Raw genomic sequence first — 25,143 nt, forward strand, 5'->3', positions numbered from 1 at the left:
GTCTTGCCAATACCTTGATTTCCACTGCTTGCTCCTGAGTCAGCATCGGCGGCAAAAAGCCGCCATCGTCTCCCAGGTGGGTCAGGTTTACTTCGGCGGGTGGGTCAGTTTCACATCGGCGCTAACACTTCATCGCCTCGACGCTGAAGAACGGGCTGGAAAGCAAGGCCGAGACGGCCGCCGCCCAGGCCGAGTTGCCGCTCATGCACGCGAATGTGCGCGGGCCGTCCTACTACCACTGACTGGAGATCGTCACCATGTTGCATCATCCAACCGTCGAGAAGCTCCACGCGCTGCGCCTGTTCGGCATGGCCACGGCTCTGGCCGAGCAGCAATCGCAGGCCAGTATCGATCAACTGGGCTTCGAAGAGCGTCTCGGGCTGCTCGTCGAGCGCGAGGCCAGCGAGCGCGATTCGCGCCTGCTCACGGCGCGGCTGCGCCGCGCTAAGCTGCGCTTCCCCGACGCCGTGCCGGAAGACATCGACTACCGTTCGGCGCGCGGCCTGGATCGGACGCTACTTGCCCGGCTGCTAACCGGCGAGTGGGTTCGCGATCGGCAGAACGTGATCCTGGTCGCGCCGACCGGGCTCGGCAAGAGCTGGTTGGCTTGCGCCTTGGTGAACCAAGCCTGCCGGCAGGGATACTCGGCCGGCTATCTGCGCATGCCCAAGTTCAGCGAGGAGATGGCGATCGCGCACGGCTCCGGCCGTTACGCCCGGCTGCTCGCGCAGTGGGCTCGAACCGACATCCTGGTGCTCGACGATCTTGCGATGGCGCCGATGTCCGATCAGGCGCGGCGTGATCTACTCGAGATACTCGATGACCGACACGGCTCGCATTCGACGATCGTCACCAGCCAGATCCCGATCGAGAACTGGCACACCGCCATCGGCGACCCGACGCTCGCCGATGCAATCCTCGACCGGCTCGTTCACAACGCCCATCGCCTCACGCTCGCTGGCGAGTCGATGCGCAAACGCCGAAATGGTTTGACCAGCAAGGAGGTGTCGGAGTAAAAACGCTCAGCCCCGCATCGCCACGTCCACACCGTTCGGATACCCGTGGAATGCGCGTTCGGATACCCGTGGAATGGGCGTTCGCTTAAGCGTGGAATGAGCGTTCGGTTTGCCTGGAATACGCAGGTTGCGGCAGTCCACGGGGTCGGGTGCAGTAATAATTAGACGGCTAGCAAAGGTGGCGCTAACCTCTCTTTGAAGGAGCGGCGTCCGAAGGGCGGCTGAACTGTCGCGCACGAACGGACATAAATGTTTCCATCAAAATTAGATATCTAATATAATAGAAGCCATCTAACCAGCGGGGCGGCGGGTGCCGCCGAGGAGATGGAACATGCTGACTGTTGAACAGAACGAGTTGTTGTGCCGGGTTGAAGGCAATGCCCCGATGGGGCGGCTTATGCGGCGACATTGGACGCCGGTTTGCCTCGTTGAAGAGGTGAGCGAGCCGGACGGCGCTCCCGTCAGGGCACGTGTGTACGGAGAAGACCTTGTCGTCTTCCGTGACACCGAGGGGCGGGTAGGTGTCATGGACGAATATTGTCCGCATCGGCGTGTGTCGCTGGTATACGGCCGCAATGAAGATTGCGGACTTCGGTGTCTGTATCACGGCTGGAAGATGGACGTGGCGGGCAATGTCATTGAGATGGTGTCGGAACCGGCAGCCAGTACGATGGCACAAAAGGTCAAGCACAAGGCGTATCAGACGAAGGAGTGGGGCGGCATGATTTGGGCCTATATGGGGCCTCAGGATGTGATTCCCGAGTTTGTTCCGCCGCCGTGGGCGCCGACCGCGGAAACGCGGGTTACGATTGCGAAAGCGCTGCTGCCGTGCAACTGGGCGCAGGTTCTCGAGGGCGCCATCGACTCAGCGCATAGCTCCAGTCTTCACTCGTCTGACTTCGTCCCGGCTCGTGTCGGCGGCGCGGAAGCGACGGCCAAGAACTGGTTAAGGCCATCTACCGACAAGGCACCGCGCCTGCAGGTCGAGCGTACGAGCTACGGTTTTCGGTACGCTGCGATCCGCCGTCCGATCTTCAACGCAAACACGCACGAGTACGTTCGTTCGACGGTATTCGTCGCGCCCGCAACCGTTCTGATCCCGCCCAACAATCTCTACAACGTGGCGAACGTTAACGTTCCGATGGATGACGAGAACACGGCGTTCTATTTCATCGCCTGGGGCGATCCGAAGACGACGCCTGAGACGGAAACCTGGCGCAAATTCCTCTGCCAGCAAGTGGGCGTAGATCTCGACGAGCGTTACCGCCCGCTACGCAATCACGAGAACAGGTTCTGGCAGGACCGCGAGGCAATGAAAGCTGGAAACTACACCGGCATCAAGGGCTTCCCCAATCAGGACATCGCGATGTGGCTGACCATGGGGCCGATCGCCAATCGCTCACACGAGCGCCTCGGTGCGAGCGATCTCGCAATCGTCGAGTTCCGCAAGCGGATGCTCGAGGCACTGCGCGAGTTCGAAAGTGGCGCGGCGGCAATCGGGACGGCTGAGCTGGCCACGCCGCGGATGGTTTGTTCGTTCCAGGCGGTGATCCCGAAGGAAGTCGACTGGCGAACGTACGAGGCGAGCTATGTCTGGGGGGATACGGACCAGCCGGCGCTCGAAACGAACTACCAGGTGACGCGTTAAATGTCCGCGGACGCAGCGCAACCGCGTCGGTTACGCATCGGTGTAGCCGGACTGGGGCGAGCATTTTCGTTAATGCTGCCAACGTTTCTGGTTGATCGACGGGTAGAGCTGGTTGCCGCTTGCGACCCACGTGCGGAAGCCCGGCAGCAGTTCTCGAAGGACTTCGCGGCGCCGACGTACGCCGACGTCCGGGAGCTCGCCGCCGACCCGAAGGTCGAGGCCATTTACATCGCGAGTCCGCACCAGTATCACGCGGCGCATACTGAGATTGCGGCAGCCGGAGGGAAGCACGTTCTCGTCGAAAAGCCGATGGCTCTGAGTCTCGCGGAATGCGACCGGATGATCGACGCCTGCCGACAGGCAGGCGTCACGCTTATCGTCGGTCATTGCCACAGCTTTGACACTCCGTATCTTGAGACGCGAAGACTTATCGAGAGCGGGGAGTTTGGGTCTGTTAGGATGATTCATGCCGCGAACTTTACCGACTACCTCTATCGTCCTCGCCGTCCGGAAGAACTGTCGACAGCGGAAGGGGGCGGCGCGGTATTCAGTCAGGCCGCGCATCAGGTGGACATCGTGCGGTTGTTGGTGGGTTCTCGGGCGAGGCGTCTTAGAGCGACCGTCGGGCGATGGGACGCGGAAAGGCCGACGGAGGGGGCGTATAGCGCCATCATCTGGTTCGAGTGCGGTGCGTTCGCCTCCGTCTCCTATAGCGGATACGGACATTTCGACTCCGACGAATGGATGGGCTGGATCGGCGAGATGGGCGCGGCGAAGAGTCCGCACGCGTATGGAAACGCGAGACGGCGACTAGCGACGCTACCCTCTCCTGAGCAAGAAGCGCGGCTCAAGGCTGAGGGCACATACGGTGGTGTTTCCTACACGCCACCGTCCTCAGAGCGTGTCTCCCTCTACCATCAGCATTTCGGTCCCGTGATCGTGTCGTGCGAACGAGGGGACCTCCGGCCAATGGCAGACAGCGTTCTCGTTTATGGCGACATGTGTTCGGTAAAACGACCTCTCGACTTGCCATCGGTGCCGCGAAGAGAAGTGATCGACGAGCTGTACGATGCGGTTCTGGGAAAAGCGCCACCGATTCACGACGGCGAATGGGCCAGAGAGACGCTGGAGATTTGCCTCGCGATACTGAAGTCGAACGAAGAAGGGAGGGACGTCGAACTGTAGCACCGCCCGCCACTCGCCGCCAAAAAACAGAAGGCCGCATCTGCGGCCTTCTTGCATTCCAGACTGCTTCCACTCACTGAGGCGCCAGCACTTCACACGAATCTCAGGGAGAAGTCGATAGCGCGGACGTTCTTCGTGAGACTGCCAATGGATATCCGATCGACACCGATTTCCGCGATTGAGCGCAAGGTTGCATCTGACACGCCACCCGAAACTTCAAGTTCCGCCCGCCCCGCATTGAGCCGTACAGCTTCACGCATGTCCAGCTCGCTGAAATTGTCGAGCAGGATCGATCGGGCACCGGCAGATAGAGCGGTAACCAGTTCGTCCAGCGTTTCCACTTCGATCTGGATTGGCACACCAGCATCGAGCTCGCGAGCCGCATTGAGCGCAGCGACGATGCCACCTTTTGCCTGAATGTGGTTTTCCTTGATCAGGATCCCGTCAAACAGCCCAAGCCGATGGTTGAATCCACCACCGATCCGTACGGCGTATTTCTGTGCAAACCTCAGGCCGGGGAGTGTCTTGCGCGTGTCGAGCACGCGCGTCCGGGTGCCTGCGACGATCTGCACGGACCTGCGGGTGGCCGTCGCTACCCCCGAAAGCATCTGCAGGAAATTGAGCGCGGTGCGCTCGGCTGTCAGGAGGCTTCTGGCTGGTCCCTGAATTTCACATACGGTCTGGCCAGGCGCCATGGATGCACCTTCCTCAACTTTCCAGCTGACACGCAGGCGGGAATCTACCTGCGAGAGCGTTTCGTCAAACCACGGCCGACCGCAAAGCACAGCTGCCTCGCGCACGATTAACATTGCGGTTGCCACCGCCGAATCGTCCACAAGCCGTGACGTCCAGTCGGCACTGCCTGTGTCCTCCTCGAGAGCGTCCCGTACGTTACGGGTCAGCGCGTGGCGGGTCAGTTCATCCATTTGAGAATAGCGCGTCGGTTGGTAGGGAAAGTCCTGCATGCCGGAACGCAACCGCTGAGGGGCTGGCAAATGTCCGCGCGCATAATTTTATTAGCTATTTAGCGAATTTGCCAGCTGTAGACGAATGAGTGGTACCGCCGAGATTAGCCGTTTTCGTATTCTTCACCGCGCGAAGCGATGAGATTGCCGACCTCACGTGTGGACGGAATCCGACGAGCAGGATCGTCGGATTCTGCCTCATCTCTCGCCATGTTCTCTATGATGGTAAGCAGCACCTTCCGGGCGATCTTGATGTCGCTTTCTTTCAATCCTCTGACGCTTATCTCGTTCACCTCCTCCGCAAGCGGCACGAGCTTTTTTTTGAGGCTTTTGCCTTTGGGAGTGAGGTAGACATATGTGTTCTTCCGGTTGTCGGGCGCCTGCCTGCGTTCGACATAGCCCAGCTTCTCCATTGCAGACACAGCCGTGAACGTAGTTGGCGTCATCACGCCGGCCTCGACGCTCAGCTCTTTTTGCGTGAGGCCGTCCTGCTCCCAGAGGATGCGGAGAAAAGCCCAGTGTCCAAACGACACCTCATACTGCGCTAGGCGCATCTGCAAGCCACGGACCATCGCTCGCGCTGCATCCTTGACCAGGTGTGCAAGACGGTCATTCGGAACCGCTTCCCGCCAGTGGCGGAGCATCGCGTCGGACGTGGAATGTTCCTTCAAATTGCGTTGAGAAGCCATGGGCTTTGCCGTGTCGAGAATTGCATCGCTCACAATATTAACGCGTTCTCGTGCCGCCCACGAAGTCCAAACGTCTCCGGCAGGCGGGCTGGGCGAACTGGTCGCCCGAAGCGATACGTTGGATACTTGGCGAGCCGCCGACAGCAAAGAGGTGCTTGGGTGCTTGCTCCGGCGGTTTGACAATGACGGTATTGCCTGCGGCAAGCGGTGTGGCGATCTTGCCTCGGCAAACATCAAGGGTTGGTCATAGCCGACGATGCGTGCGACAACGGCCAAGCGGTTCACGAAGGGAGCAAGCGAAGACTATTGCCATCCACCGGAATAGTCTCTCGTTTCAACTGGAAATCAGACCAGCAAAAAAATCAAGCGAGGCGGCGGCCGCCGTTGCATCGCGGACCATCTCAGCAACTGGACTCCAGCGTTGATTGTATCGATCGTGGCGAACTCTTCCGCATGCTCTCACAGCAGATTCGCAGTTGGCAGGATTGAACGTTTCCTCGTATATCGCGCTCAGCGGATCATGCCAGTCTCCCGCGTAAGACAAGCCGCGGCAGAGCGGAAGACGGGAACGTTCCTAAGTGGCGTTTCGGCCATTAGATTCGTAGACATTGCTGCCTTCTTTCGAGATACGGGATGACGACCGGTCAGAGCTTGAAACTCTCAAGACTGGCTGGATGAAACAACTCTTTCGCTTCCAGCAGGCGCACCGAGAGACCCTCGTCGAAGTGTTGCTTGAGAAATCGATTGATGGTGCCTTCGTTTGCCGCAAATCCGTAGGACCAGAAATCCGAGCCCATTAGCCCGCGCGCGGCACGCAGATGATCTTCCACGAAGGGAAGGGTAACCTTTGTCGCAGAAGTGTCGTTCAGGCGGGAAAGTGCGACAGCCTTCGATTTTTCGAATGCCTTGACCATGGCTCCGGGCAGCCAAGGATGGCGTTCGGCGAGTTCCTTCCGGATGCCCAAGGTGTGCATGATTGGAAAAATCGATGTCCGGCGGTACCATTCTGCCGCGCTCGCGTGAGGATCTTCAAATAGGTACTTGATTTGCGGATGCCCTCGCTCGAAGCACGACGGTGCCCGAGGTCCGATGAGTGCGTCGATTTCGCCGGCTTCGAGCATGCCTGAGATTGTCCTTCCTTCCGGTGCATTCTCAAGGTGCACATCCGGCGGGAGCTTGAGGGCGATCTTTTCTACGCGCGTGGGGTCTTCGTAACCTCCCCGAACCCAGGTGACGTCAGAGGGTTTGACGCCATACTCTTCGTTGAGGAAGAGGCGGACCCAGACGTTTGCCGTCAGCTGATATTCCGGAACGCCGATCCGCTTGCCCTTCAGATCTTCGGGACGGTTGATCCCGCGGTCGGCGCGAACGTAGACGGACGTATGGCGAAATGCCCGCGAGGGGAAGACTGGCACGGCGATATACGGTGAGATCCCCGCTGCAGTCTTGACAGAGTAGCTGCTCAGTGAGAGTTCGCAGACGTCATAGTCCGCATGCCGAAACGCACGGAAGAAAATTTCCTCCGGCTCCTGCAACATGAATACAGGATCGACGCCGTCGATCTGGACGTCACCATCGATGAGCGGCCGGATGCGGTCATAGTTCCCGACGGCGATGGAAAGCTGAAGCTTACTCATTGGTACTCCCATACTGATTGCAGATATGCTGTTTGAAAGGGCGGTCATGCGACGCGGTTCTTGGCGGGCACGCCGAGCAAGACGGTGACGCCCCCGAGGAAAACGAGAATGGCGACAAGGACGAGGCCGGCCGCGAAGCTTCCCGTGGCACTTTTAATCCAACCCAAGACGATCGGACCGAAGAACGCACCGACCTGCCCGAGGCTACTGATGACGCCGATCCCGCCTGCCGCGGCATCGCCGGTTAGATAGGTCGGCGGGATAGACCAGATGATTGCTGCGGCAGCAAAGTAGCTGATCGACACCAGACTGAGACACAAAATCGCCGCAGTCCAGTTGTGAGTCAGCATGGTGAGCGTCGCGGCTCCCATGGCACCCGCTGTCGTCGATGCGATAAAGTGCCACCGGCGCTCGAGCATCAGGTCTGAGCTTCGCGCGATGATCAGCATGCCGACCGCGCCCACGATATAAGGCAATGCCGACAATAGGCCGATGTGCAGTATGTTGCTGATGCCAGCTTGCTTGATGATCGTTGGCGTCCAGTAGTTTAGGATCGTGCCGCAAAGCGGCACGGTAGCCCAACCGGCCGCCATAACATAGACCTTTGGGTCACGAAGGGCAGCGAGCAGCCTGTTCGGTGCATCGTCGGGCTTTGCGCGTCGGTCCGCCTCGATGTCGTCGAGAATGATCTGCTTCTGATCGTGGGTCAGCCAGTGCGCTTCCTCGGGCCGGTCGGTCAGATAAAAGAATGCAACGACGCCAGCGATGACTGCGGGAAGGCCTTCGAGAAAGAACAGCCATTGCCAGTTGCGATAGCCCCAGACATCCGCGAAGTCCTGAAGGATGAAACCGGAAAGAGGGCCACCGATAACGCCTGCGGCCGCAATGGCAAGCAGGAAGCGCGATGTGATTCGTGCGCGACGCTTTGCGGGATACCAGTAGGTCAGATAGAGGATGATGCCAGGCCAGAAACCTGCTTCCGCGGCACCCAGCAGTGTGCGGGCAAGGTAAAACTGCCATGGGGCCGTCATAAATGCCATCGCGGTAGAGATGCTGCCCCACAGCAGCATGATGCGCGTGACAGTTCGGCGGGCGCCTATCCGTTTGAGTAGCAAGGTGCTCGGTACTTCGAGCAGGATGTAACCGATGAAGAAAAGGCTTACACCAAGCCCATACGCTGCATCGCTTAGACCCAGATCCTGCTTCAACTGAAGTTGGGCGAAGCTGACGTTGACCCGATCAAGATAGTTGAGCACCCAACACAAGAAGAGAAAAGTCATCAACCGGAGGGTGACCTTCCTGTAAGTTCCTTCGACTTCCTGTGCACCCGCCGTGGCGCGCCCGGACGACTGTCCATATCTCAGTGCTGAATCTGCCATCTACGTCTCCGGGTTTGCTTGCGTCGTTGCGTTGATATACCCCTGTTGCGGGGGGGGGGGCACTCGCGCGCAGTTTTCGAAATAATTAGAGCTCTAATTATGAAGACTAGGGAAGCTTGGAATTTTTGGCAACCAAGGGTTTCTACCGACGAACACGGTCTGCCCCTGGTGCCAAAGCATCGTATACTTAGATATCTAATTAACTATGAGCAATAGGGTGTACGGTTCAGTGGAGACCTGTATGAGCACTGTCCAGGGCGACGTCCTGTCAAGTTTGAGAATCGCGGGCAAGAGGAAAGTGGCGCGCGACATCTGGCGTTTTGAGCTGCGCAGTCCCGCCGGGGATGACCTGCCGCCGTTTGCGGCGGGTGCCAACGTTACCGTACAGGTACCAAGCGGCGCCCGGCGCCGCTACTCGCTTTGCAACAGTCCCGAAGAGCGCGACCGTTACGTCATTGCGGTAAAGCGGGATGCGAACGGGCGCGGTGGTTCGATCAGTATGATCGACGATACGAAGGAGGGTGACCTGATTTTTGCATCGGCGCCCCGGAACGACTTTCCGCTCGATGCGCGGGCGCAGGAGTTTATTTTAATCGCCGGGGGAATCGGCATCACGCCGATGCTCTCGATGATGCATCAGTTGCGTTCGGAAGGGCTGCGCAAGTTCCGGTTGATTTACGTCGCCAGGGATCCGGAGGGGACGGCGTTTCTTGACGATCTATTGAGCGATGCGTGGCGGCCGTACGTCACGGTACATCATGACTATGGCGACCCTTTGAAGTCGTTCGACTTCTGGTCTGTGTTCGAACGACCAGGTAGGGCACACGTGTATTGTTGCGGGCCGCGCGCGTTGATGGATGCGGTCAGGGATATGACGGGACACTGGTCGCCAGGAAGCATTCATTTCGAGAGCTTTGGTGTCGATGGGTCGGTTCTCAGAGAGAACAAACCATTTATAGTCAAACTGGCACAGTCACGTGGGACATACGAGATTCCCGCTGACAAGACCATCCTGGAGGTTCTTCGAGATGCCGGCTTCCGCATTGCCAGCTCGTGTGAAAGTGGAACCTGCGGTTCTTGCCGGACTGGGCTCTGCGGCGGTACGGCAGATCATCGCGACCTTGTATTGCAGGAGGAAGAGAAAGCGAGACAGATCATGGTCTGCGTGTCACGGGCAATTTCAGAGGAACTCGTGCTGGACCTCTGACACTGGATTTGCGCTGTATGTCAAAACACTCAGACATCGTTAGGTTAAAGCAGCGGCTCGCCGTTTCCGCTGCAAACGTGCGGACCTGCGACCTCAGTCAACGCGCCTCGTTCCTGGCAGTTTTTCGAGCTCGACGCGGCGGCGGACGCGGAACTGCAACCACACGCTGACCGATGATTCGCATACGCATGGATGGCGATCGCCTTCGTTGCGCAGGCAGGATGCGGCGACATCCGTGCATCCAATAGCCCGATCAAGCAGCACGCCGAGCCACGGCAGGGTACAGGATCGACAGTTCGTCGACGCGCCTTGTCAAGCCAAACTGCCTTTGCATCCGTTCGAGAATCGATCGAGTTTCGTTGGCGATCATCAACGGAGCCCCAATTCGGCTGGCGTACGAGCACCCTTCCTGTAGATGTCTTGTGGCTTCGCCAATAGACACTGCGTCGGGGTGCTGTCCTTCGATCAGTTCCCGAAAGATGTTGCGTGATGCGGTGCTCCAGGCCGAGCTGTCATGCAGGACCTCGGCCATATCTTCTAGTCGGAGGCCATAATCCAGACCGGCCGCGATGCACTCGTAAGAGACTGCACGGCATTGCGACGAAACAATGCTGGAGAGCGTAGCCAAGAGTTCGTCTGGGCCTCTTTCATCCGGAACCGACGCGGATGGATTCGGGCTGGACGTGATGCTCGTTGCGGCCATCGAGGCAATGATGTTGACCATGTCCTCAAGACGCGCGCCCGGACCGCGCAGGTTGCCCCCTATCTGTAGCAGACCCTGCACAATGCTCGTTATCGGCATAGGACTTCTATGTTTCATGCCGAGCGACAGTGCCTGATAAACATCTTTCAGCATCAGAGACAGCGCGAAATCAGTCGATGCCTTCCCTTGCATCAGCGCGGGCAGCATACGCTCGGTAATTTGAGAGCGTGCTTCGCTGTTTGCGAAACGATCCGCCATCTGCTCAAGCGTTAAGCCCGCCTTTCTACCGAAGGCCAAAATCTCGAGCGTCCCAAGCCGGCAACCGGCGTTCATTGCGTTGTTGACGGTCTTCATGGCTTGGCCGTCCCCAACTCGTGAGCCACAGCGGAAGATCTTTTCGGTGATGGCCCGGAGGGCCGGATTGCCCCGGGCGAGAACATCGTCGGGCCCCGATACCATGAGATTCGCATTGCCGCTGGGAACGATTTGAGGACTTGCCGATACGGCTGCATCCATCATCAGCACACCAATCTGCGACAGCGCAGTCGCAATTTCCCGCGTCTCATCCGGCACGCCGCTCGTTTGATCGACCACAATCTTGCCAGGCGCCAATCCTGCCGCTAGTCCGTCTGGAGCGAACACGACGTTCCTCACATCCGCGCTGCGCGGCAAACATAGGAAAACAACGTCTGAACATTGCGCGAGTTCCTTTGCGGTAAGCGCCACGCTCGCTCCTTCGTCGGCCAGATTCCTGGCCGACGCCGTATTGATGTCCCATACCGTCAATCGGTGGTCCCGTAGAAATCGGCGTGCAAGCTGTCCGCCAAGTGCCCCGAGCCCTATGTATCCTATGTTCATCGTCGCCTCCATGGTGATTTGATGATATCTGCGTTGTCGGAATGCTCTTCACCAAACGTATTCGATCGACCTTCGCGAGTCAGTGTCGTCACCCTATCATGCGTGTGTTTTATAGATATTCGTTCCGTTCAGTGGAACGTTGTAATCAATGTCCGATGTGTAGCTCAAAGTGGGTTGCCATGCGGAAATCTGTCCATTTCCTCGTGTCCTGAGAGATGTAGTTCTGAACCGATCGGGGCGTGCTGAGACCGGGCTCAAATCCCAACTTGTGCATGTAGGCGACGGTCTCGGGCATGCGAGAAACCGCATTGATGGCGTCGTTGAGCTTCTGAATGATCTCGGGCGGAAGACCTTGGGGTCCCGCGAGCACGTAGTAGGTGTAAGGGTCGAGATTCTCCAAACCCGGAATGCGGGCCTCTGCAAGCGTCGGAACGTTCGGCAACGAGCCGATACGCTTTTTCCCTGTGACGGCCAAGGCCCGGACCATCCCGCCCTGAATGGCCGGCAACGCGCCCTGGATCGGGGTCATGCCAAGCTGTACGGAACCGGACAGTAGAGCAGTGATGATCTCGGCATCGGCCTTGAACGGGATATGCGTGACGCGAATCCCGACCAGCGCCGACAGGTATTCCATCTGTATATGGCTAGCTGACCCTATGCCTGAAGACCCAAAATTCAGCAAACCGGGATGCGCCTTGCAATACTTCACAAGACCGTCCAGATCGGAAAAAGGAAGAGAGCGGCTCGCGACGATCACGCCCGGTGCTTCCCCAACCAGCCCCACAAACGAGAAGTCCTTGTGCGGGTCATACGGGAGGTCTTTCTGCAGGGCCGGGTACTGCGACGCCGCGCTGCCGGTGATGAGAAACAACGTATATCCGTCCGCGGCGGAAGCCTTGAGCGTTCGAATCGCAATCATCTGATACGCGCCGGGGCGGTTATCGACATATACGCTCGTTCGCAGGACGTCGCCGAGCTTCGACGCGTAGTAGCGGGCGATCGTGTCCGTAGCGCCGGCGGCATTAAAGCCGACAAGTAGTCTGATAGGCCGGGAAGGGTAGCTATTGTCGGCGTGCGCCCAAGATGGGCATATCACGATTGTGAAGAGGCACACGATCGTTGCAAGTAGCGGCTTCATAACCGGTGCAATCGGTTTCCTCCGCATGTCGTCCTCCTGTCTTGAATCTTTGCAGCATTGCGTATGATTCGCACTGTACATCGATTATAATGGTACGGGTTCCGGTAAGCGGAACAGTGAGTCAATGCGCTACAGCTGCGGCGGCTCCATGCAAAGACTGGTGTTCCGGTTGGCAGATCGAAGCGTTGGGGTGTTGACGCAACGGCAGGACGTTTTCACGCGCGTGCGCCCAAGGCGGAAGAATTGGAAATTCGGCGGAGGTCGCGTTGAAGCTGATTAGGGAAGGAAGGTGGGCCGGCGTCACGGCGTTGACTTAGTCTAACGGCCATGAAGCCCGGAAGCATGCGGGCAAACTTTTCAGGCTCGGCCGGATGCAACGAAAAGCTCGCCATGCACGGCGGGCAACAGATGCGGGAGGTGACTACGTGAAAGATACCATGCGCTCGGTTCAACGCGTACTGGCGGTGTTCGAGAGCTTCACCGTTGATCGAACAAGCCTCAGGCTGCAGGAGATCGCCGATAACATAGCACTTCCCAAGTCGACTGTTTTCCGTATCGTCCAAAGCCTCGAGAAAGCGGGATATCTCGTGCGGCTCGAGGATCAGCAGTACTGCCTGTCGTTTCAGTTCACGCGTCTGGCCGGCAACGTCCGCAGCACATTGGGCATTCGAGAAATATCCCGGCCGATCCTGCTGCAACTAGCGGATAAGACACGTGAAACGGCCTCGCTGCACGCGCTCTCAGGCAGCTATCGAATCTGCATTGATGCCGTAGCGACGGTTGCTGCACCGCTCAGGATGGTCGCCCAGCCTGGCGAGCAGGTGCCGATGATTGCTGGAGCCGCATCAAAGGTGTTGATGGCACACATGCCGCGAGACAAGCTCTCGGCACTGATCGTCGACGTTGCGCGAGCGACAAAGCGATCGAGGGGTGAACTGGAGGACGAGTTGAAACGGATTCGCAGCCAAGGGTTTGCAGTATCCCACGGCGAACGCCTTCTCGGCATCTCCGCGATTTCGGCTCCGATTTACGATGCGGGCGATCAGGTCAGGTATTGCATTTCCGTGGGCGCGCCGACGATTCGCATGCGAGTCAACGAGGCCAGCGTCGTGCGTAGTCTTCTCACCGCTGCAGCTGATATTTCGCGCCAGTTTGGGGCGGCAGCGATCGACCTGCATGACAATATGCACTTCCATAAAAGTGCGGGCACGACGACCCATCGCCTCGCCGGTTAATCTTGACGGGTTCCGTACAGTGGAATCGATGCTGTTAGACGGAACGCATGCTAACATCGACCGTGTCTGCAGCGGGCCAAGCGTGCACGAATTCTGGTGGCGGAGCGGTCGAAATACGCTTCGGGAAAAGTCTGGGCCAGGCATCGCTCGCTACGTGGAAAATCTGATGACGGGAGATTGGCGATGTCTGAAGAAGCTTCAGTTGGATACAGCGTAATCGAAGGCGTAGCAGTCGTAACACTAAGCAATCCTCCGGTAAATGCCCTGGCACCTGGAATGCGTGAGGGTCTGATTGATTCGATCGATCGGGCCAACGAAGATGTCACGATCAAGGGAATCCTGATAACCGGAGCAGGCCGCAACTTCATCGCAGGGGCCGATATCCGGCAGTTCGGTAAGGAACGGAAGGTTTCGTCGTCATTGAGCACAGCGGCGCTTGATGCGAGCCGCAAGCCGGTCGTCGCGGTGATCCGCGGGTATGCATTGGGGGCGGGCCTTGAGCATGCACTTGCGTGCCACTACAGATTTGCCACATCGAATGCAAAACTTGGGCTCCCGGAGGTGAAAATCGGAGTTATCCCCGCTGGAGGAGGGACACAGCGCCTTACCCGGCTCGTGGGCCCGAAAGCAGCGATTGAACTCATCATCAGCGGCCGGCATATTTCTGCCGGAAATGCGTTTGAACTCGGTCTCATCGATCGCATTGTCCCGGATGACCTTGCACTTGCCGAAGCTATCGATTTCGTGAAACGTCTTCCGGAAGGACAGGGCATCCGCCGCGTCCGCGACATGGACGCACGGATCGAAAGCGCGAAGGCCCACCCGGAAGAATGGACAACTGCTCGCGACGAAGCCGCCGCGAACGCGCGATTCGTACGGGCGCCGCACGCGGCATTGGCGTGTATCGAAATGGCGGTGAGCGGCACGTTCGAAGACGGGCTTGCACTCGAGCAGTCGCTATTTGCGGAACTCGAAAGTTCGGAGGAAGCAAAGGCGCTGCGGTATGCGTTCTTCGCGGAACGAGAGGCTGCCAAGATCCCGGGCAAGCCGGAGCACTACAAGGGCGAAGCGGTTCGGAGCGCGGCGGTGATTGGTGCCGGAACAATGGGTGGGGGGATCGCCATCTGTTTCGCCGACGCCCGAATTCCTGTCAAGGTTCTCGAGGCAAGTCAAGATGCCCTCGATCGCGGGATGCAGAAGATCCGCGATACTTACGCAGTCAAGGTGAGGCGTGGCCGTCTGAGCCAACGCGAGATGGACGAAAGCCTGGCGTACATTCAGCCGGTGGTTGACTATGAGCAGATCGGTGACGCAGATGTCGTGATCGAGGCGGTCTTCGAGCGCATCGACCTCAAGAAGGAAGTCTTCGAAAGGATCGATAGCGTCATGAAAGAAGGTGCGCTGTTGTTGACCAACTCATCGGCGATTGATATCGACACGATGGCCAACGCGACGCGCCGGCCAGCCGACGTGGCCGGGGCTCACTTTTTCGCGCCCGCGAATGTGATGAAACTGTGCGAGGTTGTGCGGGGAACCCATAGCTCCGTCGACACGATCCTTCGTACTGCAAAGCTCGGGCGCGATCTGAAAAAGATCAGCGTGGTAGCAGGATCCTGCGATGGCTTCGCCGCGAATCGAAGTCGTGCGCCACTCGTCACGGAAGCCATGCTGCTACTGGAAGAAGGCGCCCGACCGGATCAGATCGATCGAGTCATGAAAGCTTTCGGCTATCCGATGGGGCCGTTTGAGGTCAGCGACCTTTCGGGCCTCGACGTCAGTTACGACACCCGGAAGCGACGTGCTGCCGCAGATCCATCGTATCGCAAGCTGCATGTGCCTGACCGAATGGTTGAGCTCGGTCGCAACGGGCAGAAAAATGGCGCCGGCTGGTATCGATACAACCCCGGAGACCGCAAGCCGCTCGTCGACCCCGCTGTCGATGCGATCATTGCGGAGGTCGCGCGGGCGCTGGGCGCCGAGCAACGCGAGTTCTCGGACGACGAGATTCTTCAGCGCCTGCTTTTCGCTTCGGTCAATGAGGTCTGCAAGATTCTGGAGGATGGGAAGGCGTACCGAGCCAGTGACGTCGACGTGATGTGGCTGTATGGGTTCGGATTCCCGCGTCACCGGGGCGGCCTGATGTATTGGGCGGATACCATCGGGGCAAGCAAGATCGCCGGACAGATCGAGGCGTGGCACGAGCAGTTCGGCAAGCGGTGGAAGCCGGGCCGCCTGTTGCTAAAAGCTGCGGCTGAGGGGTTGCCGCTACGTGAGCTCCGGGCGCCGGGCGTCTGATGCTTAACCGCCAGTGACCTTCGATTCGCCTGCGCAGGATTGAAGGTCGCCTCCGTCTCTTTGTTTAGTGCATCATCAAGCGGGGCGCGGAACTCCTGTGTCCCGTTCACGCGCATCGGGAGAGTGTGGTAGTCAGGCGTGGATTGGGCCGCCGAGAGGCCAGCACACCCAATCGCGCTGTAATCGTCGACGTGGCACCCTCCCGGCAAAAATTAATCCCGAAGACGGCATCCGTGTCTCCGGGGTCCGGGTGCATGGCTGATTATTGCGTCAGTCGTCGCGTTCTTCGCGCGGATACTGGAGGACCAATGCTTCCAGCCCCTTGTCGCCGGCGCGGATGGTGAATTTTTCTTCGTTCGGCTCGACGACAACCATGGACCAGAGTGGCAGTTCCTCGTCGTTATGCAGCAGCGTACCATTGCCGACAAACACGTAATAGCCGGCAGCGGCTTTAGGATCGGGGCCTTCGACGGTCTGACCGGCTCCGAGCCGAACAATCTGGGCGTGCATGCCGTCCGAGTCGTCCTTCAGGAGCGTTTCCCAAACGGGCTCGGCCCGTTCCTTCAGCACTGGTTCGATCGAGAAGCGCACGCGCTCTGAAGTCAGGTGACGACGTTTGCTCGGCTTGAGTCGGTCGCGGTATCCCTCTTTGTTCAGATACACGGGTTCCGAATTGCCGGTGTACATCCGCATTGCGACGAACGACAGGCCCTGGGGACCCGCGACGATCGGACCATAGGCAGTGTGATGGTCCTTGAACTGCACCGTGAGCGGCTCGAGGGGTTGTTGCTTGTTCCCGAGCGTGCCGGAACCGGCGATAAACATCTGGAACATCGTCACACCATGAAAGTGCGGAACGATCGACTCGTGCGGCTGCAGTTCCGACATGGTGGCCTGCGGTCCCTGGCCCGTCGCGTTCGAACTGCGCGGACCAAAAAATACTGTCCCCCAATGCTGGTTTCCGGTGCCCGGAGAAACCACGATGTCTCGCCTGGAAAGAGCGTCAGCGCCGCTTCGTGTGTAGATCATTGAAAGTCTCCTTGAAACTGCCATCGTACGCAGACCGCGTCTGCGATGCCCTTTGCGTTCGCCGGTGTCTGGCGAACCATGCGTAAATCCTAGCACGAGTTCTAGTGAATAATATCGATTCCGGCCATCGGAACCGTAGAGATGGGCGAGATCTAACCCATAGGTTGGTGTTGCCTATCGCTGCGTTTCATTCATCGAAATGAATTCCGTTTTGGTTGACGTCTCCGGATGCGAAGTCTACAGTGGGGTTCATTGAGTCATGCATTGGCGTCGGGCGACCGTGGATCAATCGCTCTGTGCAAAAGCGGACTATTTCGCGCGTAACAGGCTGGAGACGAATCGGAAAATGAACGATTTCAAATATTTGCTCGAGCCGCGATCCATCGCGGTGGTTGGGGTTTCGGACGACGCGGGCCGTCCGGGTTCGCAGGCTGTCCGCGCACTTGTCAGCAACGGATACCAGGGACAGATTTATCCGGTGAACCCAAAATATGCGGAGTTCGACGGCCTCAAGTGCTACGGTGCTGTCACCGACATTGATGCGCAGATAGACTTGGTCGTGATCGGTGTGCCGGCTAAAGGCGTCATTCCGGTCCTCAAAGCGTGTGCGGAGAAGTCAGTTCCTTACGTTGTGGTTCTGAGCGGGGGCTTCCGCGAGAGTGGCCCCGAGGGTGTCCAGCGAGAGCGCGAAATGCTGGAAGTCGCCAGAGCGGCTGCAATTCGCATCATCGGTCCGAACTGTCTCGGCTTTGCAAACATCCACTCACGGGTGTTCGCTGCGTTCGGAAGCATCACGCGTGAACCGAAGCTGAAGAAGGGAGGGGTGTCCCTCGTCACCCAGAGCGGAGGGTTCGGCTACAGTCTCGCGCTCGCATGCGCTGACGCGGACATCGGATTTCGGCATGTCATCGCCACCGGCAACGAGACGGACGTCGACACGGTGCAATTGATCGACGCGTTGCTGGGCGATAACGGAACCGAAATCATCCTCGCGTACATCGAAGGTACGAAGGATGGCCGTTCGTTGCTCGATGTCGGCAAACGCGCGCTCGCGGCCGGCAAGCCGATTCTTCTCTGGAAAGGTGGGGTCACGGAAGAGGGCGCGCGCGCAGCCGCTTCGCATACCGCCAGTATGACCGGCAACTATGACTTCTATCGTGCACTCTTCAAGCAGACCGGCATCGTCGAAGTCACGGAGATTCACGAGGCCGTCGATTTCGTGAAGGCTTTCGCGGCAAAGAAATATCCGGCCAACAGCGGAATGGCCGTCATGGGCGTATCGGGCGGATCGGCCATCGTTTTTGCTGATGCAGGTGAACCCGCGGGGCTTCACCTCGCGAATCTTGCAGAACAAACGGAAAGGCGGCTCGCGGAGGTCGTGCCGAATATCGGAGCGGTGCACAATCCGATCGACCTGACAGCCGGCTATTTTTCCGCAAGCAATCGTGACAAGCTTCGCACGGCGATTGAGGTGTCACTTGCCGATCCAGGCGTGGACGCCCTTTGCGTAAATCTGGCGACGACCGGGAGCGTCGGGAGCACCGCTGCTGCCGAAGTGATCGCCAATGTTGCAAAAGACTCGACCAAGCCTGTCTGTGTATTCTCGTCAGCACCTCGCGATCAGATTGTCGATGCCAGCAGACTGCTGAGCGCAGCAGCGGTGCCGCTCTTCCCGTCGCCGTCGCGTGCGGCCAAAGCGCTCGCGGTGCTTGTCCGCTACGGTGCCGCCCGACGCCGGTCCACCATTTCCGACGATGGGGCATCAAGCGCCGCACCATCGTCGAAAGACACCCTGTCGCGCTGGGCCGGCAAATTGTCCGAAGCGCAATCCAAGGATATTCTTTCGCGAGCGGGCATCCCTGTTACGCACGATGTGCTGTTGAGCGCTACAGGCGACAGCTTGCCGGATCGATTGCCATGGCCCGTCGTCGTGAAAATCGTATCGCCCGATATCGCACACAAGACCGAAATCGGTGGCGTCAAGGTTGGAGTTCGTGACCAAAAAGAACTCGCGTCGGCAATCGCCGAGGTCCGTGCGAACGCGCAGTCTCATGCGCCCGATGCGCAAATCGAAGGCGTCATGGTGTCGCAGATGGTCGAGAACGGTTTCGAACTCATCGCGGGTGTAGTGAACGACGAAGTATTCGGGCCTGTCGTGGTGGTCGGAGCAGGCGGGATTTACGCGGAGTTGATGCGGGACTCGTCCTGCCGCCTCGCGCCATTCGATGAAGACGTCGCGCGACAGATGCTCGACGAGCTGAGATGCCGGCCGATTCTGGACGGAGCGAGAGGCAAACCGGCACTCGATGTCGATGCTGCAGCCAAAGCGCTGGCAGCGCTTTCCCGGTTTGCATGGGAGCACCGCGATGCTGTTTCCGAGATCGACGTCAATCCACTGTTCATACTGCCGCAAGGCGTACTGGCGGCCGACGCGCTGATCGTGCCGGTGCGCTTCCCGGGCCATTGAAGGGGGGCCACCGTGAACCTACCGGCAGATTCTTTCATGAGCGATGAAGCCGTGCGCGCTGAGCGTCACACAGTCACGTTCCAGCCGCTCGGCCGGACGCTCGAAGTGCGCCGTGGAGAGAAGATCCTCGCGGCCGCGCTGGCAGCAAATTTCCCGCTTCCCTATAGCTGCCAAAGCGGCATTTGCGGCTCCTGCAAGGCGAAGGTAACGACGGGGGCGTGCGAGCATGGCAATGCACGGCTCGCCGGCCTCTCGGAGGCTGAGGCTGAGCAGGGCTATGTATTGCTCTGTCAGGCAACGCCGGCATCCAATGTGACGGTCGAATGCCCGACCGTTCCGTCAGTCGATGGCTATCCGGTCAGGAAGACGCCGTGCCGCGTTGCAGCGCTGGACCGCCTCGCCGACGACGTCATGCGTATCCGTCTCAAACTGCCCGCGAATCTGCAATTCAAGTTCCTTCCTGGCCAGTACATCGACCTACTGATTCCCGGTGGAGTCAGGCGCAGTTTGTCGATAGCGAACTCGCCAGATGACGAAGGCTTCATTGAACTGCATCTTCGCAACTATGGCGGACCTCTCAGTACCTTCGTGTTCGGCAAGATGAAGGAGAACGACCTCGTTCGACTGGAGGGACCGTTTGGTACGTTCTTCATTCGCGACACTTCCGACAAGCCAATGATTCTTCTGGCAAGCGGCACCGGGTTCGCGCCCGTCAAGTCGATCATCGAGCACGAACTGAGAAAGCGGAGCGGACGCCAGATGACTTTGTTCTGGGGTGGCCGGCGACCGCACGACCTGTACTTCGATTCGCTCGCGCGATCCTGGGCCCGGCATGGCGTCGACTACATTCCGGTCGTATCCGATGCTCGGTCGGAAGACGAATGGGAAGGTCGTACGGGATTCGTTCACGAAGCGGTAATGAGGGACTTCGCAGACCTCTCGTCGTATCAGGTCTACGCATGCGGGGCGCCGGTAGTCGTGCTGTCGGCCAGGCGCGATTTCACCGAGCGATGTGGTTTGCCCACGCACGAATTTTTCTCTGACGTTTTCGTGTCTGGCGCAGCGTCGTCTGCGTGATCACGCAAAAAAAATGCATCGGGAGTTGGCATGTCGTTTGACGGGTTGCAAATTGGAAAGCGAGATTCGCAATTGTGGATCGAGATCGATCGCGCCGAGAAAGCCAATGCCATGACAGTCGCCATGATGGAAGCGATGACTTCCGCAATCGTCGACGCCGCGGCTGACGGGCGAACGCAGGCGATCGTTCTGACAGCGAAGGGCGAGAAGCTATTCTGTGCGGGCGTGGATGTGCGTGAGAGGTCGCCAGATGGCGACGCTGCACGCCAGCGGGAGAGGCGTTCTCATGCGCTGGCTGCACTGCAGGATTCGGTGATGACCACGCCGGTTCCCGTCGTCGTTGCGCTGAACGGGCTTGCTGTCGGTGCTGGCGCCATGCTCGCGCTGATGGCGGATGGATGTGTCGCCGTTGAAGGAGCCGCGCTTTCTCTTCCGGAAATCGACATCGGAATTGCCACGTTTTCCGGTGCAAACATCCTCATGGTACTCGGCGGTCGCGCGCTCGCCGCAGACCTGGTACAGAGCGGACGAAGGCTTCCCGTTGCGGACGCGCTCGATCGTGGGCTCATCAGCGCGGTGGTCGCCAGGCCCGCGCTGGAACAAGCGGCCACGACGATTGCGGAGACTCTGGGATCCAAAAACCGCGCGGCCTTTGCGGACAACAAGCACTGGATCAATCGGGGACTGTGCTCCGCGCTCAAGGAGGCCCGCGAGGAGCACGCACGGCATCGGGGCAAGCTGCAGGCGGCTGGAAAGTGACGCGGCTGGCGAGTGGCAGAAGATGATCGCGAATCTATTCGGAGAGGGACGTGGCGGATCTTGAAATCAGCAGGATGGGTCGAGTAGTGGTTGCTACGCTGAATCGGCCGGAAAAAAAGAATGCGTTGAGCGAAGACATGCTCAATTTACTGCGCAACGAGCTGAAGCGTGCAAACGACGACGATGACGTGGGGTGCTTCGTGCTGACAGGCGCGGGGGATGCGTTCTGCTCAGGCGGGGACCTTGGACGTCGAGCCGCTGAAGGAAGCGATCCCACTCCGCTTGAGCGAAAACACAGGCTGCAACGCGTGACGCACAAGGTCGCGTTGGCGGTAGAGGAATTCGAGAAGCCGCTGATCGCAGCGGTAAACGGTGCGGCTGTGGGCGCGGGCATGGATCTGTCGCTCATGTGCGATATCCGTTTTGCCGCCCGATCGGCCCGGTTCGCAGAGGCATACATTCGCGTCGGCCTGATCCCGGGCAACGGCGGCTGCTATTTCCTCCCCAGACTGGTCGGTCCCGCCAAAGCGCTGGAACTCATGTGGACCGGCGACTTCATCGATGCAGACGAGGCGCACCGGCTGGGCATCGTCAACCGCATCACGCCCGATGAAAACCTTCAGGACGAAACGTTGGCATTCGCGACCCGTCTGGCAGAGGGGCCACCTGTCCAGACACGCGACATCAAGCGCCTGATGTACCAGTCAATGCGTACCGACCTTCGTACGAGCCTTGAGACTACGTCCGCCCTGATGGCGGTCGTTCAGTCGACCACCGACTACCGGGAAGCTATCACGGCGTACAAGGAGAAGCGCAGAGGCGCATTCAAGGGACGATAGCGGCCGTTCGGCGGCACATCGTCTGGCCGGAAGCAAACTTCGACCTAAGCAGAACAGATCATGCAACACATCGTGCGCTCGTTGAGATGGAACATCGACAAGTGGTTCGGTCCGGCCTGCGGCGATCGAATAATCGTGACGAGAGCGCGGAGTGCGAGGCGGGGCGTGAGGTGCGTTTGTATTCGCGAGAAAGACGCGGACCGGGAAATTGCGCTCTTCCTGTTCCGACATCTCGACGGCTCCTGGAGCGTTTCGCCTCCATCCCGGCACCAACCTTCATTGGCGTTCGGGTTGCAGGCGTCAGGCGATAGCGACTGAGCGGGCGCGGGAATCGATGTACGAGGGCCGATATGGGTCTTCAAAAAAGTGAAGACGTGTTGACTGAAGGCTGGTGACGATGACGTCGACGCCTTCGTAGCATGGCTTGTCAAAATAGGACACGCGATATGTTAGACGTTCTTGTGATCGGAGGAGGCAACGCCGCACTCTGCGCCGCGATCATGGCGCGTGAGGCGGGTGCCAGCGTACTGCTGCTGGAGGCTGCTCCGCGCGAATGGCGCGGCGGTAATTCGCAGCACACGCGCAACCTCCGCTGTATGCACGACGGGCCGCAGGACGTGCTCGTCGACGCCTATCCCGAGGAAGAGTTCTGGCAGGACCTGCTGAAGGTAACCGGTGGCAACACCAACGAGGAACTCGCCCGTATCGCCATTCGCGCGTCGTCTCACTGTCGCGACTGGATGAGAAAGCACGGTGTGCATTTCCAGCCGCCGCTGTCGGGCGCCCTACATGTCGCCCGTACCAACGCCTTTTTCATGGGCGGCGGGAAGGCGCTCGTCAACGCTTACTATCGCAGCGCTGAGGCGCTCGGTGTGGGTATACGTTATAACGCCCCGGTCGATTCGATCGAGCTGGATGGAACCCGCTTTGTCGCGGCAAAGGTCGGCAATGAGCGCATCGAGGCGAAGAGCTGTGTGCTTGCCGCTGGCGGTTTTGAATCGAATCGCGAATGGCTGCGCGAGGCGTGGGGCCAGGTGGATGGAGTCTGGGTCGCAGACAACTTTCTGATCCGCGGTACACGTTTCAATCAAGGCACGTTGCTGAAGTACATGATCGACGCCGGCGCGGATGCTGTCGGTGATCCGTCCCAGTCGCATTGTGTGGCAATCGATGCGCGCGCTCCGCTCTACGACGGTGGAATTTGCACGCGTGTCGACTGTGTTTCGCTGGGTGTGGTGCTCAACCGAGAAGGCAGGCGGTTCTACGACGAGGGCGAAGACTTCTGGCCCAAGCGCTATGCAATCTGGGGCCGCCTCGTTGCGCAGCAACCAGGGCAGATCGCGTATTCGATCATCGACTCCAAAGCGATCGGTCGGTTCATGCCTCCCGTGTTTCCGGGTACCAAAGCAAACTCGCTTCGGGAGCTGGCGTCAGCCCTCGGCTTCAGCGAAACCCCGTTCCTCGAGACCATCCGCGCCTACAACCAGTCTTGTCAGCCCGGTACATTCAATCATGCCGTGCTCGACAACTGCCATACCATTGGACTGAACCCGCCAAAGACGCACTGGGCGCAACCTTTGGACAGGGCGCCTTTCTACGCATACGCATTGCGTCCGGGCATCACGTTCACGTATCTCGGGCTAAAGGTTAATGCCGACGCCGCCGTTCACTTCGGCGGCGAGCCGTCGCGGAACCTGTTCGTTGCGGGAGAGATGATGGCGGGAAACATTCTAGGCAAGGGATATACCGCGGGCGTCGGTATGTCCATCGGTACGGCTTTTGGCAGAATCGCCGGCACTCGGGCCGCGGCAGCGGCGCAGCAATACAGGGAAGCTACCCATCATGCAGTCGCTTGAAGCATTGACCCGCGAGGCCGCGGCCCTCGCCGAAAATGAAGTAGTCGCCCACACGGATTTGACCGACGCGGAGCAGGAAGTCAGTCGCATCATGCAGATCTGTAATGCTTGCCGGTATTGCGAAGGGTTCTGCGCGGTCTTTCCGGCAATGACGCGTCGGCTCGAATTCGGCAGAGCAGACGTGCATTTCCTCTCGAATCTGTGCCACAACTGTGGTGCATGCCTGCATGCGTGCCAGTACGCGCCGCCGCACGAGTTTGCCGTCAACGTGCCGCAGGCGACGGCGAAGGTGCGCGTGAACACCTATACGGAGTATGCGTGGCCCGCTTCTTTCGGCGCGCTGTATCGGAACAATGGTACGACGGTCGCTCTGGCGCTGGCGGCTGGTCTCGCATTGTTCCTCGCGCTTGCTGCAGTGGCCGGCAAACCGCAACCCGGTAGTGCAAATTTCTACGGCGTGTTTTCGCACAATGTACTCGTCCTCATCTTCGGAACGGTCTTCATTCTGGCCGGCGTTGCGTTGTCCGTCGGTGTGCGCAAATTTTGGAAAAATGAGAGCCCCGGTGCAGTGTCGATCGGTGCTGCCGCCGACGCTACGGCCTCTGCGCTGACGCTCAGATATCTTGGCGGTGGACACGGCGAAGGCTGTAACAACGACAGCGACAGTTATTCGCTTTCGAGGCGACGGTTTCATCATCTGACGTTCTACGGCTTCATGCTTTGTTTTGCGTCGACCTGCGTCGCCACGCTGTATCACTATCTCTTTGCTCTGGAAGCGCCTTACAGTTGGACAAGTCTTCCCGTGTTTCTCGGATCTCTCGGGGGTATGAGCCTCGTCGTCGGCTGCAGTGGTTTGCTAGTCCTCAATCTCAAGCGACATCCACTTCATGGTGACGCATCGCAAAAGGGGATGGACCGCGGGTTTATCGCGTTACTGTGGTTGACTGGTTGCTCGGGGCTGGCACTCTTGGGGATACGTGACACGGTTGCCATGCCAATCATGCTCGCCATACATCTAGGCATCGTGCTGGCTCTTTTCCTGACACTGCCCTACGGGAAGTTTGCGCATGGCATCTATCGGTCCGCCGCGTTGCTGAAGTGGGCGGTGGAAAAACGCAAGCCGTCTGCGTTGATGGTCGAGGAGTGATTGCATATCAGAGC

The 25,143-nt window shown here is 59.1% G+C and carries 19 protein-coding genes; 12 read left to right on the forward strand and 7 right to left on the reverse strand.

The features are described 5' to 3' along the window. Positions 1-257: 257 nt before the first annotated feature. The 3 genes from istB to JNB89_RS14870 all read left to right on the forward strand — a co-directional run bounded on the left by istB (position 258) and on the right by JNB89_RS14870 (position 3,849). Positions 258-1,016 (forward strand): IS21-like element helper ATPase IstB, encoded by a 759-nt coding sequence (gene istB / locus JNB89_RS14860; RefSeq protein WP_220362693.1) that lies wholly within the window; start codon positions 258-260, stop codon positions 1,014-1,016. A 331-nt stretch (positions 1,017-1,347) separates the two neighbouring features. Further along, positions 1,348-2,664: a Rieske 2Fe-2S domain-containing protein gene (locus JNB89_RS14865; protein ID WP_220362694.1), complete on the forward strand. Its 1,317-nt coding sequence runs from the start codon at positions 1,348-1,350 to the stop codon at positions 2,662-2,664. Beyond that, entirely contained in the window at positions 2,665-3,849 is a 1,185-nt protein-coding gene (locus JNB89_RS14870) for a Gfo/Idh/MocA family protein (RefSeq protein ID WP_220362695.1), read from the forward strand. It abuts the gene before it with no gap. A gap of 92 nt (positions 3,850-3,941) precedes the next feature. Here JNB89_RS14870 and nadC read toward each other — a convergent pair whose 3' ends face one another. The 4 genes from nadC to JNB89_RS14890 all read right to left on the reverse strand — a co-directional run bounded on the left by nadC (position 3,942) and on the right by JNB89_RS14890 (position 8,519). After that, positions 3,942-4,775 carry a carboxylating nicotinate-nucleotide diphosphorylase gene (gene nadC, locus JNB89_RS14875; protein WP_220362696.1) on the reverse strand — a complete coding sequence of 278 codons (834 nt, stop codon included), beginning with the start codon at positions 4,773-4,775 and terminating at the stop codon, positions 3,942-3,944. A 143-nt stretch (positions 4,776-4,918) separates the two neighbouring features. Further along, positions 4,919-5,503: a MarR family winged helix-turn-helix transcriptional regulator gene (locus tag JNB89_RS14880; protein WP_220362697.1), complete on the reverse strand. Its 585-nt coding sequence runs from the start codon at positions 5,501-5,503 to the stop codon at positions 4,919-4,921. Between the two features lie 644 nt (positions 5,504-6,147). Then, complete coding sequence (locus JNB89_RS14885) at positions 6,148-7,140, reverse strand: ABC transporter substrate-binding protein (RefSeq protein ID WP_220362698.1); 993 nt, start codon at positions 7,138-7,140, stop codon at positions 6,148-6,150. Positions 7,141-7,184: 44 nt separating this feature from the next. Continuing rightward, positions 7,185-8,519 carry an MFS transporter gene (locus JNB89_RS14890; RefSeq protein ID WP_220362699.1) on the reverse strand — a complete coding sequence of 445 codons (1,335 nt, stop codon included), beginning with the start codon at positions 8,517-8,519 and terminating at the stop codon, positions 7,185-7,187. 241 nt (positions 8,520-8,760) lie between these two features. Here JNB89_RS14890 and JNB89_RS14895 point away from each other — a divergent pair, with 241 nt between their 5' ends. Beyond that, positions 8,761-9,726, forward strand: a complete 966-nt coding sequence (locus JNB89_RS14895) for a PDR/VanB family oxidoreductase (RefSeq protein ID WP_220362700.1) — start codon at positions 8,761-8,763, stop codon at positions 9,724-9,726. A 253-nt stretch (positions 9,727-9,979) separates the two neighbouring features. On the opposite strand, the gene JNB89_RS14900 is transcribed toward JNB89_RS14895, so the two are convergent. Both JNB89_RS14900 and JNB89_RS14905 read right to left on the reverse strand, forming a co-directional pair. Beyond that, the gene (locus JNB89_RS14900) at positions 9,980-11,287 is read right to left on the reverse strand and encodes an NAD(P)-dependent oxidoreductase (RefSeq protein WP_220362701.1); all 1,308 of its coding nucleotides are present in this window, start codon (positions 11,285-11,287) and stop codon (positions 9,980-9,982) included. A 145-nt stretch (positions 11,288-11,432) separates the two neighbouring features. Beyond that, positions 11,433-12,452, reverse strand: coding sequence for a Bug family tripartite tricarboxylate transporter substrate binding protein (locus JNB89_RS14905; RefSeq protein ID WP_220362702.1), 1,020 nt, complete (start codon positions 12,450-12,452; stop codon positions 11,433-11,435). A gap of 398 nt (positions 12,453-12,850) precedes the next feature. Here JNB89_RS14905 and JNB89_RS14910 point away from each other — a divergent pair, with 398 nt between their 5' ends. Both JNB89_RS14910 and JNB89_RS14915 read left to right on the forward strand, forming a co-directional pair. Then, positions 12,851-13,660 (forward strand): IclR family transcriptional regulator, encoded by an 810-nt coding sequence (locus tag JNB89_RS14910; RefSeq protein ID WP_346656203.1) that lies wholly within the window; start codon positions 12,851-12,853, stop codon positions 13,658-13,660. A 183-nt stretch (positions 13,661-13,843) separates the two neighbouring features. Beyond that, positions 13,844-15,955 (forward strand): 3-hydroxyacyl-CoA dehydrogenase NAD-binding domain-containing protein, encoded by a 2,112-nt coding sequence (locus JNB89_RS14915; RefSeq protein WP_220362703.1) that lies wholly within the window; start codon positions 13,844-13,846, stop codon positions 15,953-15,955. A 270-nt stretch (positions 15,956-16,225) separates the two neighbouring features. Here the strand turns inward: JNB89_RS14915 and JNB89_RS14920 are convergent, their stop codons facing one another. After that, positions 16,226-16,843, reverse strand: a complete 618-nt coding sequence (locus JNB89_RS14920) for a hypothetical protein (RefSeq protein ID WP_220362704.1) — start codon at positions 16,841-16,843, stop codon at positions 16,226-16,228. 487 nt (positions 16,844-17,330) lie between these two features. Between JNB89_RS14920 and JNB89_RS14925 the strand changes: the two genes are divergently transcribed. The 6 genes from JNB89_RS14925 to tcuB all read left to right on the forward strand — a co-directional run bounded on the left by JNB89_RS14925 (position 17,331) and on the right by tcuB (position 25,129). After that, entirely contained in the window at positions 17,331-19,451 is a 2,121-nt protein-coding gene (locus JNB89_RS14925) for an acetate--CoA ligase family protein (protein WP_220362705.1), read from the forward strand. A gap of 36 nt (positions 19,452-19,487) precedes the next feature. Continuing rightward, complete coding sequence (locus tag JNB89_RS14930) at positions 19,488-20,528, forward strand: CDP-6-deoxy-delta-3,4-glucoseen reductase (protein ID WP_220362706.1); 1,041 nt, start codon at positions 19,488-19,490, stop codon at positions 20,526-20,528. Between the two features lie 30 nt (positions 20,529-20,558). After that, positions 20,559-21,287, forward strand: coding sequence for an enoyl-CoA hydratase/isomerase family protein (locus JNB89_RS14935; protein WP_220362707.1), 729 nt, complete (start codon positions 20,559-20,561; stop codon positions 21,285-21,287). Positions 21,288-21,337: 50 nt separating this feature from the next. Further along, entirely contained in the window at positions 21,338-22,126 is a 789-nt protein-coding gene (locus JNB89_RS14940; protein ID WP_346656204.1) for an enoyl-CoA hydratase/isomerase family protein, read from the forward strand. 446 nt (positions 22,127-22,572) lie between these two features. After that, entirely contained in the window at positions 22,573-23,982 is a 1,410-nt protein-coding gene (gene tcuA / locus JNB89_RS14945; protein ID WP_220362708.1) for an FAD-dependent tricarballylate dehydrogenase TcuA, read from the forward strand. Next, positions 23,969-25,129, forward strand: coding sequence for a tricarballylate utilization 4Fe-4S protein TcuB (gene tcuB / locus JNB89_RS14950; RefSeq protein ID WP_220362709.1), 1,161 nt, complete (start codon positions 23,969-23,971; stop codon positions 25,127-25,129). The genes tcuA and tcuB overlap by 14 nt, the downstream gene beginning before the upstream one ends. The last annotated feature ends 14 nt before the right edge of the window (positions 25,130-25,143 follow it).

Origin of the sequence: Paraburkholderia phenoliruptrix (assembly GCF_019511605.1) — a bacterium.
Taxonomy (GTDB): domain Bacteria; phylum Pseudomonadota; class Gammaproteobacteria; order Burkholderiales; family Burkholderiaceae; genus Paraburkholderia; species Paraburkholderia phenoliruptrix_A.